General features: G+C 67.3%; 13 protein-coding genes. 10 read left to right on the forward strand and 3 right to left on the reverse strand.

Annotated features, from left to right (window positions below; all coding sequences use genetic code 11):
• Positions 1-62 precede the first annotated feature (62 nt).
• Positions 63-1541 (forward strand): type VII secretion protein EccB, encoded by a 1479-nt coding sequence (eccB, locus tag G9373_RS05945; protein ID WP_043786916.1) that lies wholly within the window; start codon positions 63-65, stop codon positions 1539-1541.
• Between the two features lie 10 nt (positions 1542-1551).
• Here eccB and mycP read toward each other — a convergent pair whose 3' ends face one another.
• Both mycP and eccD read right to left on the reverse strand, forming a co-directional pair.
• Positions 1552-2943 carry a type VII secretion-associated serine protease mycosin gene (mycP, locus tag G9373_RS05950; RefSeq protein WP_005560709.1) on the reverse strand — a complete coding sequence of 464 codons (1392 nt, stop codon included), beginning with the start codon at positions 2941-2943 and terminating at the stop codon, positions 1552-1554.
• The gene (gene eccD, locus G9373_RS05955; protein ID WP_054245431.1) at positions 2940-4412 is read right to left on the reverse strand and encodes a type VII secretion integral membrane protein EccD; all 1473 of its coding nucleotides are present in this window, start codon (positions 4410-4412) and stop codon (positions 2940-2942) included. Before eccD ends, mycP begins: the two co-directional genes overlap by 4 nt.
• Positions 4413-4696: 284 nt before the next feature.
• Here eccD and G9373_RS05960 point away from each other — a divergent pair, with 284 nt between their 5' ends.
• From G9373_RS05960 to G9373_RS05975, 4 genes are all read left to right on the forward strand, one after another.
• Complete coding sequence (locus tag G9373_RS05960; RefSeq protein WP_043786914.1) at positions 4697-8698, forward strand: type VII secretion protein EccC; 4002 nt, start codon at positions 4697-4699, stop codon at positions 8696-8698.
• 56 nt (positions 8699-8754) lie between these two features.
• On the forward strand, positions 8755-10092 hold the full coding sequence (locus G9373_RS05965; protein WP_240482661.1) for a type VII secretion-associated protein: 1338 nt from the start codon (positions 8755-8757) through the stop codon (positions 10090-10092).
• A 131-nt stretch (positions 10093-10223) separates the two neighbouring features.
• Entirely contained in the window at positions 10224-10541 is a 318-nt protein-coding gene (locus tag G9373_RS05970; protein ID WP_005253872.1) for a WXG100 family type VII secretion target, read from the forward strand.
• A 43-nt stretch (positions 10542-10584) separates the two neighbouring features.
• A complete protein-coding gene (locus G9373_RS05975) occupies positions 10585-10872 on the forward strand; it encodes a WXG100 family type VII secretion target (protein WP_005253873.1) in 288 nt (95 codons plus the stop codon).
• A 78-nt stretch (positions 10873-10950) separates the two neighbouring features.
• On the opposite strand, the gene G9373_RS05980 is transcribed toward G9373_RS05975, so the two are convergent.
• Positions 10951-11403, reverse strand: coding sequence for an Lrp/AsnC family transcriptional regulator (locus tag G9373_RS05980; RefSeq protein WP_005560697.1), 453 nt, complete (start codon positions 11401-11403; stop codon positions 10951-10953).
• Positions 11404-11484: 81 nt separating this feature from the next.
• Here G9373_RS05980 and ddaH point away from each other — a divergent pair, with 81 nt between their 5' ends.
• From ddaH to glmM, 5 genes are all read left to right on the forward strand, one after another.
• A complete protein-coding gene (ddaH, locus tag G9373_RS05985) occupies positions 11485-12402 on the forward strand; it encodes a dimethylargininase (RefSeq protein WP_081276425.1) in 918 nt (305 codons plus the stop codon).
• Between the two features lie 6 nt (positions 12403-12408).
• A complete protein-coding gene (rocD, locus tag G9373_RS05990; RefSeq protein WP_120659336.1) occupies positions 12409-13635 on the forward strand; it encodes an ornithine--oxo-acid transaminase in 1227 nt (408 codons plus the stop codon).
• A gap of 168 nt (positions 13636-13803) precedes the next feature.
• Positions 13804-14247: a 50S ribosomal protein L13 gene (gene rplM / locus G9373_RS05995; RefSeq protein WP_005239728.1), complete on the forward strand. Its 444-nt coding sequence runs from the start codon at positions 13804-13806 to the stop codon at positions 14245-14247.
• On the forward strand, positions 14244-14780 hold the full coding sequence (gene rpsI / locus G9373_RS46255) for a 30S ribosomal protein S9 (RefSeq protein ID WP_005239729.1): 537 nt from the start codon (positions 14244-14246) through the stop codon (positions 14778-14780). The genes rplM and rpsI overlap by 4 nt, the downstream gene beginning before the upstream one ends.
• A gap of 137 nt (positions 14781-14917) precedes the next feature.
• A complete protein-coding gene (gene glmM / locus G9373_RS06005; RefSeq protein ID WP_005253877.1) occupies positions 14918-16255 on the forward strand; it encodes a phosphoglucosamine mutase in 1338 nt (445 codons plus the stop codon).
• Positions 16256-16281: the final 26 nt, after the last annotated feature.

Genomic DNA, 16281 nt, shown 5'->3' on the forward strand with positions numbered 1-16281 from the left:
GAAGATTGTCGATGGAACTGTACTGTGTCACCCCGAGCGCTGTGCAGCACGGGGGAGGAACAATGGCTGTAACACCCACCACCCGGTGGCAGGTCAACGGGTATCGATTTCTGGTCAGACGGATGGAGCACGCCCTGGTGCGTCGCGACGTCCGAATGTTGCACGACCCCATGCGGTCGCAGTCGCGCGCACTCGCGGTGGGGGTCGTGATCGCGTCGCTCGGACTCGCCGGCTGCGCCGCGCTGGCGCTGTTCCGTCCGCAGGACAAGATCGGCGACGCGTCGATCGTCGTCGGCAAGGATTCGGGCGCGATGTTCGTGGTCATGGGCGACACACTTCGTCCCGTCCTGAATCTCGCGTCCGCGCGGCTCATAGTCGGAAAGTCCGAGAATCCGGTGATCGTCAAGGAATCCGAACTCGACACCCGACCCCGCGGTGCCCTCGTCGGGATTCCCGGCGCGCCGTCCGCGCTGCCGGCCGGGGACCCCTCGGCGAAGACAGCGTGGACGGTGTGCGATTCGATCGGGGCCGACGGAAATCGTCCCGTCACAACATCGGTCATCGTCGGCGAGACGGAGAGCTCCGAGGGCGGCGGGACTCTTACGGGAGATCAGGCGTTGCTCGCGTCGACCCCCGATGCGTCGTACCTGATCTATGGCGGGAAGCGCGCCAAGATCGATCTGGACGATCCGGCGGTCACCCGCGCGCTGGACCTCGAAGGCGCTCGATCACGCCCGGTGAGCAAGGGTTTCGTCAATGCCATCCCCGAAGTACCGCCGCTCGCCGCGCCCGTCATCCCGGGGGCCGGGAGCAGCCCACGCTATCCGTTGCAGGACAAGGTCGTGGGATCGGTCTTCCAAGTACTGATCGGCTCCGAGACCACGCACTACGTGGTACTCCGCGACGGAATCCAGAAGATCAGCTCGGCCGTCGCGAACCTGATTTTCCTGTCGGACTCGCACGGCGACACCGAGATGTCGAGCATCATGCCCGACGCCACCAAGCGAATCCCTTCCGTGGAACAGATTGCGGTGAACAGCTTCCCGGAGTCGGCACCGAAAATCGTCGACGCCGCCGAAAGTCCCGTGAGCTGCCTGTCCTGGCAGCCAATCCGTGCAGCGGACGACACGAGCGCGAGCGGTCCGGCGGCCGAGCTGTCCTTGGTAGCGGGTCGCACCCTTCCGATTCCGGGCGATGCTCGCGCGGTCGAGTTGGCCCAGGCGGACGACGCGGGCGACAACGCGGATTCGGTGTACGTGCAGCCGGGTACGAGCGGTTTCGTGCAGTCGACCGGCATCGAGGCTACGAGCACGCGACGCGACAGCACCTTCTTCGTCGCGGACACGGGAGTCCGGTTCGGTCTACCAGATAAGGAGTCTGCCGAGGCACTGGGCGTCGACGGCGCCCGTCCCCTCGCACCCTGGCAGATTCTCGGCCTCCTGGCGCAGGGCCCGGCGCTCGGGAAGTCGTCGGCACTCGTCGCGCACGACGGGGTCGCACCGGACGCCGCCCCGGCCGCTGTCGCGTCAGGGTCCAACTGAGCGGGTTCGGTCAGCGCCGATCGGTCGCCGACTGGAACCGCCGGCGGAGTGGGAACGACGCCAGGACGCCGAGCACGAGTAGGGCGCCCAGCGTTCCTGTTGCCGCGACAGCGATGTTGCGCGGTCGACGATCCGGGGGAGCAGCGGCCGGGAGCGCCTCGACCGCGACGGAAGTCGACTGATCGACGGTGGCACCGTCGAGGGGAACGTCGGCGGTGACTGCGGCCAGCGGATCGATGATCCCGTGCCCGACAGACGTATTCCACCCCTCCGCCGGCGCATGCGCTGTGGCCTCGATCCGGGCCATGACCTGCTGTGCGGACAGTTGCGGGAACCGTGAGCGGACCAGTGCGACGGTCGCCGAGACGTACGGCGCGGCGAAACTCGTGCCCTTCACCGGCTCCGCGTTGCCTTGCACGCCGTACGTCGTATTCGTCAGGTCGCCCGTGCTCGGATGCAGTGATGTCAGACCGGATCCCGGAGCTGCCACGTCGACCCACGGGCCGGCCAGGCTGAACTCGCTCGGTGATCCGTTCGCCTCGACGGAGCCGACGGTCAGCACGTAGTCGTCGTACCAGGCGGGACTGGCGATGGTGCTGACGGAGTCCCACAGATCGGCGCCGGGACGGAGGGGATCGTGTGCCGGATTCTGAAGCTTGCATTCTCCCGAACCGAAGTTCCCTGCCGCCGCGACCACCACGGCGTTGTGCACCGTGACGGCGTATTTCACGGCCGACCCCAGGTACCGGTCGCCATCGCCGATTCCCTCGGCGGCGGTCTTGCACGCGACCTCGGAGATGTTGATGACCGTGGCGCCCGAGTCGGCTGCACGCCGGATCGCCGTCGCCATTGTCGCAACGTTCCCGTATCCGCCGACCGAGTTGCCCGCGTTGTCGACCTGATCGGCCTGGCCTGCGGCGTTGTACGCGCTACTCGTCTGCCGGATGGACAGGATCCGGGAATCCGGTGCACCACCGGAGAAGCCGGAACCGGGAACCTGAGCGGCGCCGATCAGCCCGGCGACGAGCGTGCCGTGCGCGTCGCAGTCGACCGTGCCGGTCTCCGTCCCCACGAGGTCGCCGCCGTCCATGAGGCCGGGAAGTCGCGGATGTGGGGAGACGCCGGTGTCGATCACCGCGACGATCTGACCGGCGCCCCGGGTGATCGGCCAGACCGATTGAAAGTCGAGATCGCGCTGGGCAACCGGAACGTCGGGACCGTCCGGCACGCGCACAGCGTCTTTGCACGGCCGGCGTTTCTCGACCTTCGTGCTGTCCTTCGGTGGAATGAGCCCGGCGTCCACGGGAGCGGGCACGACAGCAGAGGCGCCGCCCTGACCCACGGCGGCGGTGACTGCCACGACCGCGGTGGCCAGGACTACGCGGATGAGCCGGCGCCTCACAGTCCACGCATCAGCGAGTAGAGACCGGTCACCCAGCACACCAGCGGAACGATCGACGCGATCACCGCCAGATCGATGAGCTCGGCTACCCGTCGCATCACGGGTGAGAACGTCTGGCGGGGGGCGAGGATTCCCAGTACCAGCCCACCGACGGCGAACAGGATCGCGACGGCGAACGAGGCGATGGCGAAGTCGGGCACGGCAACGGCCGCGGCGGTGAGCAGCAGAACCAGTATCGTCACCCCGCCCGCGATCAGCGGTACCGCCTGCTCGGCGCTGCTGTACGTGCGTCCTCGGAACATCAGGACGGCGGCGGTGGCGACGGCGAGAGAGAGCCCGGGCCAGAAGATTCCGTCGGACACACCAGGTTGCGCCGCGATGAGGGCGCCGGAAACGGCGAGTACCGTCATCGCGCAGACCAGACCGGTGAGGTACTTGCGGGCGCGTGCCGCACGCTGTGCCAGAGAGTCGAACGATGGCATCGTCACCTCGTCATCCGGGTCGTCCTCGGACGGATCGACCGAGGTGCCCGGCGCCGGGACGGGAGGCAGTGGAAGCTTCGCCAGCACGATCGATACCCGTGCCGAGAAGGCGAGTCCGATCAGCGCCGCCGCCACGACACCTGCGCCGACAGCGGAAACCGGATTGCCGAACAGGGTCGCCACGAGGGCGGCGAGCGAACCGAACAGGGACGTCACCGACAGGGCCGTGAACAATCGCAGTCCGACACCGCCCAGTCGCAGCGCAAGAACGGCGGTGGTTCCCGCCAGCACGAGTCCGAGGAGCAGGTGCGGAGCGCCGAGACCGCCGGGCACGAACAGCATCCCCGCGGCGAACGAGAGGGGAACGGCGCATCCGCTGAGGACGACGGAGCTTGCCGCGTCGCCGTAGATTCGACCGGTGACCGCGCCGGCGATCAGGAACAGTAGGGCCGCCGCGAGTGCACATCCCGCCCCCAGGAATCCTTCGGTCCCCGCTCCGGACCACAGCAGCGCGAACGATCCGACGACGGTGCCGAGTACCGCGGCGACGGAGCCTACGACCCGTGCGGAACCCCGGGTCCACTCACGGTCGCCTTCGGCGTCGGCGATCGCCACGTTGTACATGATGTCGTCGAACAGCGGCGGTGGCGCGCTGGCGTGCACGCTCTGCAGTACGAGGAGGTCACCGTCGCGGATTCCGTGTTCGTGCAACGTCAGCGTGGTCGAGAGCGGCGAGTGCCCGATCTTCGCGAGAACCCACTCGCTGGGTTCGTACTGTTCGAGCGAGTCGTCGAAGTCGTTGGTACTGCGATGGGTGCGGATGGTGTCGACGATGCCCGGAACGAGGATGGCCAGCGGCACACCGAACGGCACGGCCATGTCGACCTGCGAATGCGTCGACAGGACGGTGATCCGGCAGAGATCTGCTGCGGCACCGGGACGGGTGGACGAGGCGGATCCCCGCGATTCGTCATGGGTGATGGACACTGCGATTTCCCCCAACTCTGCGACGCACAACCCCATCTGCGCCGTTACGACACCGATCGACGACCGGTCACAGATCGTCATCCGATTTGATCACCGGTGACCTTACGACACCGCGAGCGCCGCCTCCAGTGTCCGGCAGGGGCGCGGACCTTCTATATGCCCGATCGCCATTCATGGGTTAGTGTCTGACTTCGCGGATCGAGCCCAGGGGGGCGACCCGGAGTTCCGGGATCGGATCGGCTGCACGGTTTTTTCGGGGCGGTTGTAGTCATGGGGGGCGAGTAGTGAGCACTATTCGGTTCGTGCGCAAGGCGCGACGGGAAGTACCGCGTATCCCGGGCGGCGAAGTGAGTCTGCAGGCTCCGCCCGAGATTCCACGCCTGGTACCGGGAAACCTTCTGACCAAGCTCCTTCCCGTGGTCATGGTCGTCGCCATGGTCGGGATGATGGCCCTGATGTTCTCGTCGGGCATGGCCCGCAATCCGATGTCGATGCTCTTTCCCGTCATGATGATGGTGTCGATGCTCGGCATGCTCGCCGGTGGCGGCCGTGGCGGCCCGAAAGCGGCGGAGGCCAACGAAGACCGCAAAGATTACCTGCGCTACCTCGATCAGTTGCGCCGCGACGTCGACGAGACCGCCGAGCAGCAGCGAAAGGCGCTCGACTGGAGTCACCCCGAACCCGGTCTGCTGTGGACCATCGCAGGCACGGCGCGCATGTGGGAGCGCCGCATCACCGACCCCGACTACTGCCACGTGCGCGTCGGCCGGGGAAGCCAGCGCCTCGCAACCCGCCTGATCGCACCGGAGACCGGACCGGTGGAGGATCTGGAACCGGTTGCCGCGGTGTCGCTTCGTCGCTTCGTCCGCGCGCACTCCGTCGTTCAGGATCTGCCCACTGCAGTGTCGCTGCGCGGCTTCGCGGCCATCTCCGTGGATGGGGAACGCGGTACGGCACGGTCCCTGGTGCGGTCGATGCTCATGCAGTTGTGCGCATTCCACGGCCCGGACAACCTCCTCGTCGCCGTCGTGTGCGGCCCCGACACCGAGCACGAGTGGGACTGGGCCAAGTGGCTGCCGCACGCGCAGCATCCGGATTCGTCCGACGGTGTCGGTTCGTCCCGCATGATCTACGGCTCGATCCTCGAACTCGAATCTTCGCTCGGCCCCCAGCTGTCGATGCGAAACCGATTCTCGCGCAATGCTCCCGCCGCCCCCGGTGTCCCGCAGTTCGTCATCGTCGTCGACGGTGGGATTCTGGAGGGCGAATCGGGGATGATCACCGACGGCGGGGTCGACTCGGTCTCCGTTCTCGACATCAGTGGCTTCTGCCCGCGACTGACGGCCACACGAGGACTCCAGCTGGTGGCGCAGGACGGATCCCTCGGCGCCCGCAGCGGAGCGGGCGTGGAGATGTTCGCGACAGCAGACCTCGTCAGCGCTCATCAGGCCGAAACGCTGGCCCGGCGACTCGCGCCGTACCGGACGGCGTCGCAGACGGCAGTGGACGCGGGCGACGACGATCAGCCGGTGCAGACGTGGAGCCAGATGCTGGGGATCGGCGACGTCGGCCGTCTCAACCCGGATCACGCGTGGCTGCCCCGCCAGGGCCGCGACCGGCTGCGGGTCCCGATCGGTGTCGGAGTGGACGGCCACCCGGTCGAGATCGACCTCAAGGAGTCGGCCGAGAACGGCATGGGGCCACACGGCCTGTGTATCGGGGCCACCGGTTCGGGTAAGTCGGAGTTCCTGCGGACGTTGGTGCTCGGCCTGATCGCGACGCATTCGCCCGACGCGCTCAACCTCGTCCTCGTCGATTTCAAGGGCGGCGCCACGTTCCTCGGACTCGAGGAGGCTCCGCACGTCGCCGCGGTGATCACCAACCTGGCCGAGGAACTCGCGATGGTCGACCGGATGCGGGACGCACTCGCCGGGGAGATGAATCGGCGTCAGGAACTCCTGCGCTCCTCCGGGAACTTCGCGAACGTCACCGAATACGAGAAGGCCCGCCAGGCGGGCGCCGACCTCGACCCGCTGCCCGCATTGTTCATCGTCGTCGACGAATTCTCCGAACTGCTCAGTCAGCAGCCCGAGTTCGCGGACCTCTTCGTCGCGATCGGCAGGCTCGGCCGGTCGCTGCACATCCACCTACTGTTGGCGAGTCAGAGGCTCGAGGAGGGCAAACTGCGGGGGCTCGACAGCCACCTGTCGTACCGCATCGGTCTCAAGACCTTCTCGGCCAACGAATCGCGCACGGTGCTCGGCGTTCCGGACGCCTACCACCTGCCCGCGACCCCGGGTGCCGGATACCTCAAATGCGATTCCGCGGAGATCGTCCGCTTCCAGGCCTCGTACGTGTCCGGTACCTACGAGGGCAGCCGGGAAGACAGTGTCCGACGGCCGGGTGAGGCGGCTGTCGAGCTGCGGCCCAAGATCTTCACGGCTGCACCGGTCGCGCTCGACGTCGTCGAGATCCACGACGAACCCCAGTCGCTCCACCTGGCCGAGGAGCCGACGGAGATCCGCACCACCATGGACGTCGTGGTCGAACGGATCACGGGTCGCGGACCGCGAGCCCATGAGGTGTGGCTCCGGCCGCTCGACGCCGCGCCGAGCCTCGACCAGATGCTGCCGAGGTCGGTTCTCGCCGAACCGGTTCCCGCGCTGAGCTCGCTGCGCACACCGATCGGAATCATCGACAGGCCCTACGACCAGAGGCGCGACCCCCTGGTCGTGGATCTGTCCGGGTCCACCGGCAACATGGCGGTGGTGGGCGGGCCGCAGTCGGGCAAGTCGACTGCGATCCGCACGCTCATCACGTCGTTGGCTGCCACCCATTCCGCGGAGCAGGTGCAGTTCTACTGCCTCGACTTCGGTGGTGGCACGCTCGCCGGACTGTCGGGACTGCCGCACGTCGGCTCGGTCGCCAACCGCCTCGACGTCGATCGGGTGCGTCGCACCATCGCGGAGATGAACACCATCGTGCGTCAGCGCGAGGAGCGTTTCCGCGAACTCGGGGTCGAGTCGATGGCCGAGTTCCGGCGACTGCGCGCCACCGATCCCGGCAGCGGCGGCGCGGCGGCCGGGGTCGCGCAGGATCCGTTCGGGGACGTCTTCCTGGTGATCGACGGTTTCGGCAGCGTTCGTCAGGACTTCGAGGCTCTCGAACAGCAAATCACCAACCTTGCGTCCCAGGGGTTGTCGTACGGTGTGCACGTCGTGCTCACCGCCTCACGGTGGGGCGAGGTCCGGCCGGCGCTCAAAGATCAGCTCGGCACTCGGATCGAGCTGCGCCTCGGTGATCCCTCGGATTCCGACCTCGGTCGGAAGACCGCGGCACTCGTTCCCGAAGGCCGACCCGGACGCGGCATGACCCGCGACAGCCTGCATCTGCTCGTCGGGTTGCCGAGGATCGACGGGAGCTCGGATCCGACCGACCTGGCATCCGGTGTGGCGTACGCGGTGTCGTTCATCGCCGCCGCGACACACGGCCGGCCCGCGCCGGCAGTGCGAATGCTGCCTGCACAGATCGCCCGCGACGACGTGCTCCATGCGGCCGGGGGGTGGCCGTCCTACCTCGATCCGGCGCAGGCCTGTCTGCAGATTCCGATCGGTCTCGACGAGGCGGAGTTGGCTCCGACGTTCCTGAACTTCGCCGAGCAGCCCCACTTCCTGGTGTTCGGCGACACCGAATGCGGAAAGACGACCCTCCTGCGGAACATCTGCGAGGGCATCATGGCATCGAACACGAGCAAACAGGCGAAGATCATTCTCGGCGACTATCGGCGCACGATGCTCGGCGTCGTCGAGACGGAGCACCTGGCTTCGTACGCGCCGTCCGAGGACGTGCTGACGACGAACATGAGGGACCTCGCGATCCTGCTGAAGGGACGCATGCCAGGCCCCGGCTTCAATCGCCAGCAGCAGCGCGACCGGTCCTGGTGGTCGGGACCCGAAGTCTTCGTCGTCATCGACGACTACGACCTCGTCGTGACCTCGAGCGGCAACCCGGTCGCCGCGATCGTCGAATTCCTGCCGCACGCCCGCGACATCGGATTCCACCTGATCATCGCGCGCCGCTCCGGCGGTGCGGCACGGGCAATGTACGAACCGGTCATCGCACGCTTGCGCGATCTGCAGTCGACGGGCCTCGTGATGAGTGGCAACAGGGAGGAGGGCAATCTCATCGGCACCGTTCGTCCGAGTGCGATGCCTCCCGGGCGCGGAACGCTGGTCAACCGTGCGGGTACCGGCCTGATCCAGCTCGCGTGGATGCCGCCGCTGTGATGTCGTCGGTCGCGATTCATCTCACTGAATCCGGCATGTGGTCCTGCGCTCAGGGCGTGACGACGGCAGCTCACGAGATGACGCCGCTGTGCTTCGTCGACGACGAGTACGTCGACGTCGATGGCGGAGTTCTCGCGGTGTCCGACGCCCTGGCATCGATGTTCCGGTCTGTGATCGACGGTGCGGGGGAGGCGGCGCCGATCGCGACGGCAGTGCTGTCACACCCGACGGAGTGGGGTTCCGCGAGGCGGAACGCGCTGTCCGACGCGGGGTCGCGCGTTGCCGCCGACACGGTGCTGGTTCCCGTTGCCGTGGCGGCGGCCGAGGGTGCTGCGGTGTCGGGTGGCCGATGGGTGGTGCTCGAAAGCCGGACCGTGGGTGCAACGGCCAGCTACGTGGTCGGCGAGGTCGGCGGATACCGGGTCGTCGAATGCGAGCACGATCCGTCGCTCTGCCCCGACGAGGGGATCGAGGAGTGGGCGACAGCGATAGTGGAACTCGGTGCGCGAGCCCGCGGTGATCGGCCGGTCGACGGAATACTCCTGACCGGCGGCGGAGAGTCGCAGGAGCGCACAACGATGCGTGACGCCGTGATCGCCCACGCGTCCCCGAACGCCGACGTCCGGATCGTCACCGGTGAAGAGATCGCGCGCGCACTCGCGTCCAGCCTGGTCGACTCTTCGGACGAGCTGACCACGATGGCTGTGCCGCAGGCGAACTGGCTCGAACCGGCGCTGCAGGGATCGGAGCGCGGTGACCGACGGAGCACGCGGCCGACGTTCTTCGCGGTGGTTGCGGTGCTGGCTGTCGTCGTCGGAGCTGTTCTCGTGTTCACTCTTCGGGAGCCCGGTACCGGCACCGAATCCGTCCGTGCTCTGGACGCGAGTGCGGCACCGGCGGCTCCGGTCACGACGACCACCCGATCCGCGGTGCCGGCCACCACGACCGCCACCGCGGCGGCGGACCTCGAGGTGGGCGGAATTCGCGTGACACTGCCGAGTGGGTGGAAGGAGCGGGCGCCCGCCGCGTCGGCTTCTTCCGGATCGCGAGTGGAGTTGGTGCCTGCGGGGGGAGCCGACAGGCGAATCATCATCACGCAGAACGCGGTTCGAGAGGATTCCGGATACGACGAAGTGGCGGTGACGCTCGCGGCGAAGATTGCGCAGCGTGGCCGTCCCGAGCTGTTCGGCGAACTGGAGCGCGATGTCGTCTTCGGAGGTCGACCCGGCATCGCGTACAGCGAGTTTCCCGACGCGAGCTCCGTGGTGCGGTGGCACGTACTCGTCGAACGCGACCTCCAGGTGAGCGTCGGCTGTCAGTTCCTGGCGGAGGAGTGGGAGTCGATCGAGAGCGTGTGCGAAGAGGTCGTGCGGTCACTGGTGATAGTTCGGTGACCCCTTTCTCGTCGCCGAGAAAACTTCCACCGTGGTGGAACCGATTGGGCGGTTGATGCGTCCAATCTTGTGTAGGGGTGAATGCGGGCAGTCCAGAGGGGGCCGCCGCACCGAGAACAGAAGGAGTCACAATGGCGGGAGTTGTTACCGATGTCGGCCAGATGGAGGTCGCGGCCAATCACGTGCAGACGGTGAACAGCCAGCTGCAGGGCACGATCAACAGCCTCAAGGGCCGTTGCGAGGAGTCGTCTTCGGCCTGGCAGGGTGGAGCCCAGGTGGCGTTCATGGAGCTGATGGCGCGGTACGGAGACGCTGCGCGCCGCATGCAGGACTCGCTGGACGAGATTGCGGTGAAGATCCGCGAGAACGGCAAGGGATACGACGCCGCCGAGCAGGCCAACCAGGACGCGATTCATGCGGCCGGAGCTTCGGGATCGCTCGACATCTGACGCCGGCGCCGACAACAATTACCACGCTCGAGGGGAGCACCGAATGTCTTCATTGAAGTACGGATTTGCCGAGTTGCAGGCGCTGGCGAGCGACATCAAGTCGAACGAGGCGAAGCTGCGCGAGACGCATGACGAGCTCCGGGGCTACGTCAACGGGCTCGTCGCGCAGTGGGAGAGCGGTGCGCGGGAGAACTACCAAGCTGTGCAGGCGAAGTGGGACAGCTCCCACGAGGATCTGCTCCAGGTTCTGCAGACGATCTCGAAGGTCGTCCAGGACGGCGCCGTCGACATGCAGACTGCGGAAGACCGGAACGCCACGGCGTGGCTCTGATCTTCGCGTGACACGTCGAGTGCCCCAGCAATCCACGGTTGCTGGGGCACTGTCGTCTCCGACGGTGGAGCGAGTGGATCAATCGGCGGGCGGTATCAGCCGGCTGAGGACGACGCTGCTCTTGGTCTGAAGGACGGCCGGCTCCGACCGCAGATTCTCCAGCGTGCGTTCGAGGTGTGCCGTGTCGGTGGTGCGGACGCGGAGGAGGGCGTTGGCATCGCCGGTGACGGTGTACGCCTCCTGAACCTCGGCGTGGCGGGACACGATCCGTGCGATCTCGACGGCCGAGGTGCGGCCGCTGCAGTACAACTCGACGAACACCTCGACGCCGTGGCCGAGAGCACGCGGATCGAGCGCCGCATGGAATCCGGTGATCACCCCGGACTCGACCAGTCGATCGACCCGACGCTTCACGGCGGGTGCGGACAGGCCGACCTCGGCGCCGATGGTGGCGAAGCTGGACCGTGCGTTGCGCTCCAGCCGCGCAACGATCTGCCGATCGAGCCCGTCCAGACGCAACGAATCATCCATGTGATGGAACGCTAGCGCATTGATCAGGCCTTTTGGTGGGTGGATACTGATTTCACCGACACCGATCGAGGGGGAGTGGAGATGGCGCCCACTGCTGGTATCGAGTCCGAGAACCCGTACGAGGAGACGACGGAGGTGCCGGGCGCCGCCGCCCGCGTCCCGCGGCATGCTCACTCGCGGAGCTACCTGATGTGCCCGCCCACGTATTTCGACGTCGTCTATGCCATCAACGACTGGATGCGGCCCGAGGAACCCGTGGACCGGGATCGTGCGATGTCGCAGTGGTCGGCGCTCGCGGACACCTACCGGCGACTCGGGCACGAGGTCCTCACGATCGACCCGGTTGAGGGACTTCCGGACATGGTGTTCGTCACCGACAGCGGACTCGTCGTCGACGGTGTCGCGCTCGGCGCCCGCTACCGCTCCGCCGAGCGGCGGGCCGAGGCCGAACACGTGTTCCGGTGGTTCTCGGACAACGGGCTGATCAGGCCCACCCTGCCGCGGTACGTCAACGAGGGGGAGGGCGACTTCCTCGTCGTCGGCGACGTGATCCTCGCCGGAACCGGATTTCGGTCCGACCCGCGGTCGCACGCCGAGGCCTCGGCGCACCTCGGCCGCCCGGTGATCACGTTGAACCTGGTGAATCCCCGCTACTACCACCTCAACACCGCCCTGGGTGTGCTCGACGACTCGACCATCGCCTACCTGCCCGCGGCGTTCTCGCCGGACAGTCGCGCTCTGCTCGAGCAGATGTATCCCGACGCGGTGATCGCGGCCGAGACGGACACCGACTGGCTCGGACTGAACCTGGTCAGCGACGGCGCCAATGTGGTGCTACCCGTCCAGGCTTCACACCTTGCCGACCAGTTGTCCGCCCGCGGGTACGAGCCCGTGCCGGTCGACTACTCGGAATTCCTCAAATCCGGTGGTGGAATCAAATGCAGCACTTTGGAGCTCCGCGGCTTCCGCAGGCTCCGGATCGCGGAAGATCAGGGGTGACCAGCAATGTCGGACGGTGTCGTTTCCGTGTCGGATGCCACGCGTGAGCAGCTGAGCAGGGCCGACGAACACAGCGCACACAACTACTCGCCGCTGCCGGTCGTGATCGAGTCGGGCGCGGGCTCGTGGGTGAAGGGAATCGACGGCGTCGACTACCTCGACGTCCTCGCCGGATACTCGGCGCTCAACTTCGGCCACGCACACCCCACCCTCGTCCGGGTGGCGAGCGAACAACTCGGCCGGCTCACCCTGACCAGCCGCGCCTTCCAGCACGATCGGTTCGCGTCCTTCTGCGAGGACCTGAGCCGGCTGTGCCGGAAAGAAGCCGTGCTGCCGATGAACACGGGCGCCGAAGCCGTGGAGACCGCGCTGAAACTGGCCCGCAAATGGGGTTACGACGTCAAGGGAGTGCCACCGGGACGTGCCGAGGTGATCACGTGTGCCGGGAACTTCCACGGCCGCACCATCTCGATCGTCGGGTTCTCGTCCGATCCGGACGCGTACACCGGATTCGGTCCGTTCCCGCCGGGCTTCGCGTCCGTCGAATACGGGAACGCGGACGCGTTCGAGGCCGCGATCACCGAGAACACCGTGGCGGTGCTCCTCGAACCGATCCAGGGGGAGGCCGGAGTGCTGGTGCCACCGCCCGGCTATCTCACGGCGGTCCGGGACATCTGCACCCGTCGCGGGATCCTGATGATCGCCGACGAGATCCAGAGCGGGCTCGGGCGGACCGGCGACACGTTCGCGTGCGACCACGAGAACGTGACCCCCGACGTGTACGTCCTGGGCAAGGCGCTCGGGGGTGGCTTGATGCCGGTCTCCGCCGTCGTCGCCGACTGGCCGGTGATGGCGGTGATCGGCCCCGGACAGCACGGGAGCACGTTCGGGGGCAACCCCCTCGCCTGCGCGGTCGGGAGCGCGGTCGTCGACCTGCTCGAGACCGGCGAATATCAGCAGCGAAGCCGTGAGCTGGGCGCCTACCTGCACAGCATGCTGTCGCAACTGCCCCCCGACCACGTGTCGGAGGTGCGTGGGCGCGGACTGTGGGCCGGTGTGCAGCTGGCCGACGGTATGCCGTCCGCGCGAACGATCTGTGAAAGACTCCTGGCGCGCAGGGTCCTCGCGAAGGACGCGCACGAAGGAACGATCCGCATCGCCCCGCCGCTGGTGATCGAACGGGACGAGCTGACCTGGGCGGTCGAACAGCTCGCCGATGCGCTCGCCGAGTGAGTTTTGACCCTGGGCCTCACCGACCGGTATTGTTCTCCGTTGGCGTGCCGTGCGCCGCTGCGTCCTCGTGTCGCAGTGGCTGGCGGTTCTCGGGTCTCAACTGGCCGCCGAGAATCGCTCGACGATACGCAATGGCCAGCAGCGGATTGAACAAGACGAGGAAGTTCTGTGTCTACGTACACCCCGAAGGCCGGAGATGTGACCCGCACGTGGCACGTCATCGACGCCACTGACGTGGTGCTCGGCCGCCTTGCCGTCCAGGCAGCCAACTTGCTGCGCGGCAAGCACAAGCCCACCTTTGCACCGCACGTTGACGGCGGCGACTTCGTCGTCATCATCAACGCCGAGAAGGTTGCCATCAGCGGCAACAAGCGTGAGGGCAAGTTCCTCTACCACCACTCCGGACACCCCGGTGGTCTGAAGTCCCGCTCCGTCGGTGAGGTTCTCGACAAGAACCCCGACCGCCTCGTGGAGAAGGCCATCGTCGGCATGCTCCCCAAGAACAAGCTGGGTCGCGCCATCAGCAGCAAGCTGAAGGTCTACGCGGGCCCGAACCACCCCCACGCCGCGCAGCAGCCGGTGCCATTCGAGATCAAGCAGGTGGCCCAGTGACGGCGCCGGAGGAGCAGAACGTGTCCAACCCCGAAGAGATCACCGAGGCTGTCGAGGTCGCGGCGGACGAGTACGTGTCCGTCGAGGAGCCCGAGGTCGCCGAGGACATCGAGGCCGCTGCTGCGCCGCAGGCCCCGATCGTGATCGATCGCCCCATCCAGACCGTCGGTCGTCGTAAGGAAGCGGTTGTCCGCGTCCGACTGACCCCCGGTTCGGGCGACTTCAAGCTCAACGGCCGCACCATCGAGGACTACTTCCCGAACAAGGTGCACCAGCAGCTGATCAAGGCTCCGCTGGTCACGGTCGAGCGTGCCGAGTCCTTCGACATCGTGGCACTGCTGCACGGTGGCGGACCGTCCGGACAGGCCGGCGCACTGCGCCTCGCCATCGCCCGCGCGCTCATCGAGGTCACCCCCGAGGACCGTCCGGCTCTCAAGAGCGCCGGCTTCCTCACGCGTGACGCCCGCGCCGTCGAGCGCAAGAAGTACGGCCTGAAGAAGGCCCGCAAGGCATCTCAGTACTCGAAGCGCTGATGTGTCGCCGAAGCCGCCCTCCGGGGTCGGCTTCGGCACCTGTTCTTCCCGAGAGCAGGCGTCCATCGTTACCGGACGCCTGCTCTCGTGCTTTATCCGAGATGTAGTGGGTTTCCTAGGTGCGAGGGGTCTGGTCTATGGGTCGATTGTTCGGGACGGATGGGGTTCGTGGTCTCGCGAATACCGAGCTGACCGCCGAGTTGGCGTTGCAGGTGGCGTCCGCCGCCGCGACGGTGCTGGCGTCGCCGGGTTCGGGGGGACGCAAGACGGCCGTGGTCGGCCGTGACCCGAGAGCCAGCGGTGAAATGCTCGAGGCGGCGGTCGTCGCGGGCCTGACGTCTGCCGGCGTCGACGTTCTGAACGTCGGGGTGCTGCCGACACCCGCGGTGGCCTACCTGACCGCGGAGCTGGACGCAGCTCTCGGTGTCATGATCTCCGCCTCGCACAATCCCATGCCCGACAACGGCATCAAGATCTTCGCGGCCGGCGGGCACAAACTCGACGACGAGGTGGAAGACCGCATCGAGGCCGTCGCCGCCGGAACCACGACACGGCGGGCGCCGACCGGCGCGGGGATCGGACGTGTTCGCACGGTGCCCGACGCCGCGGAACGGTATCTGCAGCACCTGGCCACCGCGCTCCCGAACAGCCTCGACGGGCTGACCGTGGTGGTGGACTGTGCGCACGGCGCGGCATCGGGCGTCGCTCCCGCCGCCTACCGGGCCGCCGGCGCCACCGTCGTCGCGATCAACGCCGAACCCGACGGACTCAACATCAACGAGAACTGCGGGTCGACGCACCTCGAGAGCCTGCAGAAGGCAGTCGTGCAGCACGGTGCCGATCTGGGGCTCGCGCACGACGGCGATGCGGATCGATGCCTCGCCGTCGACGCCGCCGGTTCCCTCATCGACGGTGACGCCATCATGACCGTCCTCGCTCTGGGCATGCGCGATGCCGGTGAACTGGTGGACAACACCCTCGTCGCGACAGTCATGAGCAATCTCGGTTTGCACATCGCGATGCGCGAGGCCGGGATCTCACTGGTCACCACTGCTGTCGGTGATCGCTACGTCCTCGAAGGGCTCCGGTCCGGCGGCTTCAGCCTGGGCGGCGAACAGTCCGGACACGTCGTGTTCCCCGCTTTCGGCACCACCGGCGACGGAGTGCTGACGGGACTGCGGCTGATGGGCCGGATGGCGGAGACCGGACAGCCGATCGCGGACCTGGCGGCGGCGATGACGACACTCCCGCAGGTTCTGGTCAACGTGAGGGTCGCCGACAAGCGCGCCGTCGCCGCGTCTCCGGTCGTGCTGGACGCGGTCCTGGCAGCCGAGCGCAGCCTGGGCGACAACGGCAGGGTACTGCTGCGACCGTCGGGCACCGAACAACTCGTACGCGTGATGGTCGAGGCTTCGGACATCGAAGTGGCCAGGAAGCTCGCCGACGAACTGGCGGGCACTGTCGCCTCCGTGTGAGCGGACACAGCGCACCGATCGGCCGG

The organism is Rhodococcus sp. A14 (genome assembly GCF_011603105.1).
Lineage (GTDB): Bacteria > Actinomycetota > Actinomycetes > Mycobacteriales > Mycobacteriaceae > Rhodococcus_F > Rhodococcus_F opacus.

Excerpts from the sequence above, each read along its gene's own strand:
- eccB (WP_043786916.1), top strand. The coding sequence starts at position 63 with ATGGCTGTAACACCCACCACCCGGTGGCAGGTCAACGGGTATCGATTT.
- G9373_RS05970 (WP_005253872.1), top strand. The coding sequence starts at position 10,224 with ATGGCGGGAGTTGTTACCGATGTCGGCCAGATGGAGGTCGCGGCCAAT.
- G9373_RS05975 (WP_005253873.1), top strand. The coding sequence starts at position 10,585 with ATGTCTTCATTGAAGTACGGATTTGCCGAGTTGCAGGCGCTGGCGAGC.
- G9373_RS05980 (WP_005560697.1), bottom strand. The coding sequence starts at position 11,403 with ATGGATGATTCGTTGCGTCTGGACGGGCTCGATCGGCAGATCGTTGCG.
- ddaH (WP_081276425.1), top strand. The coding sequence starts at position 11,485 with ATGGCGCCCACTGCTGGTATCGAGTCCGAGAACCCGTACGAGGAGACG.
- rocD (WP_120659336.1), top strand. The coding sequence starts at position 12,409 with ATGTCGGACGGTGTCGTTTCCGTGTCGGATGCCACGCGTGAGCAGCTG.
- glmM (WP_005253877.1), top strand. The coding sequence starts at position 14,918 with ATGGGTCGATTGTTCGGGACGGATGGGGTTCGTGGTCTCGCGAATACC.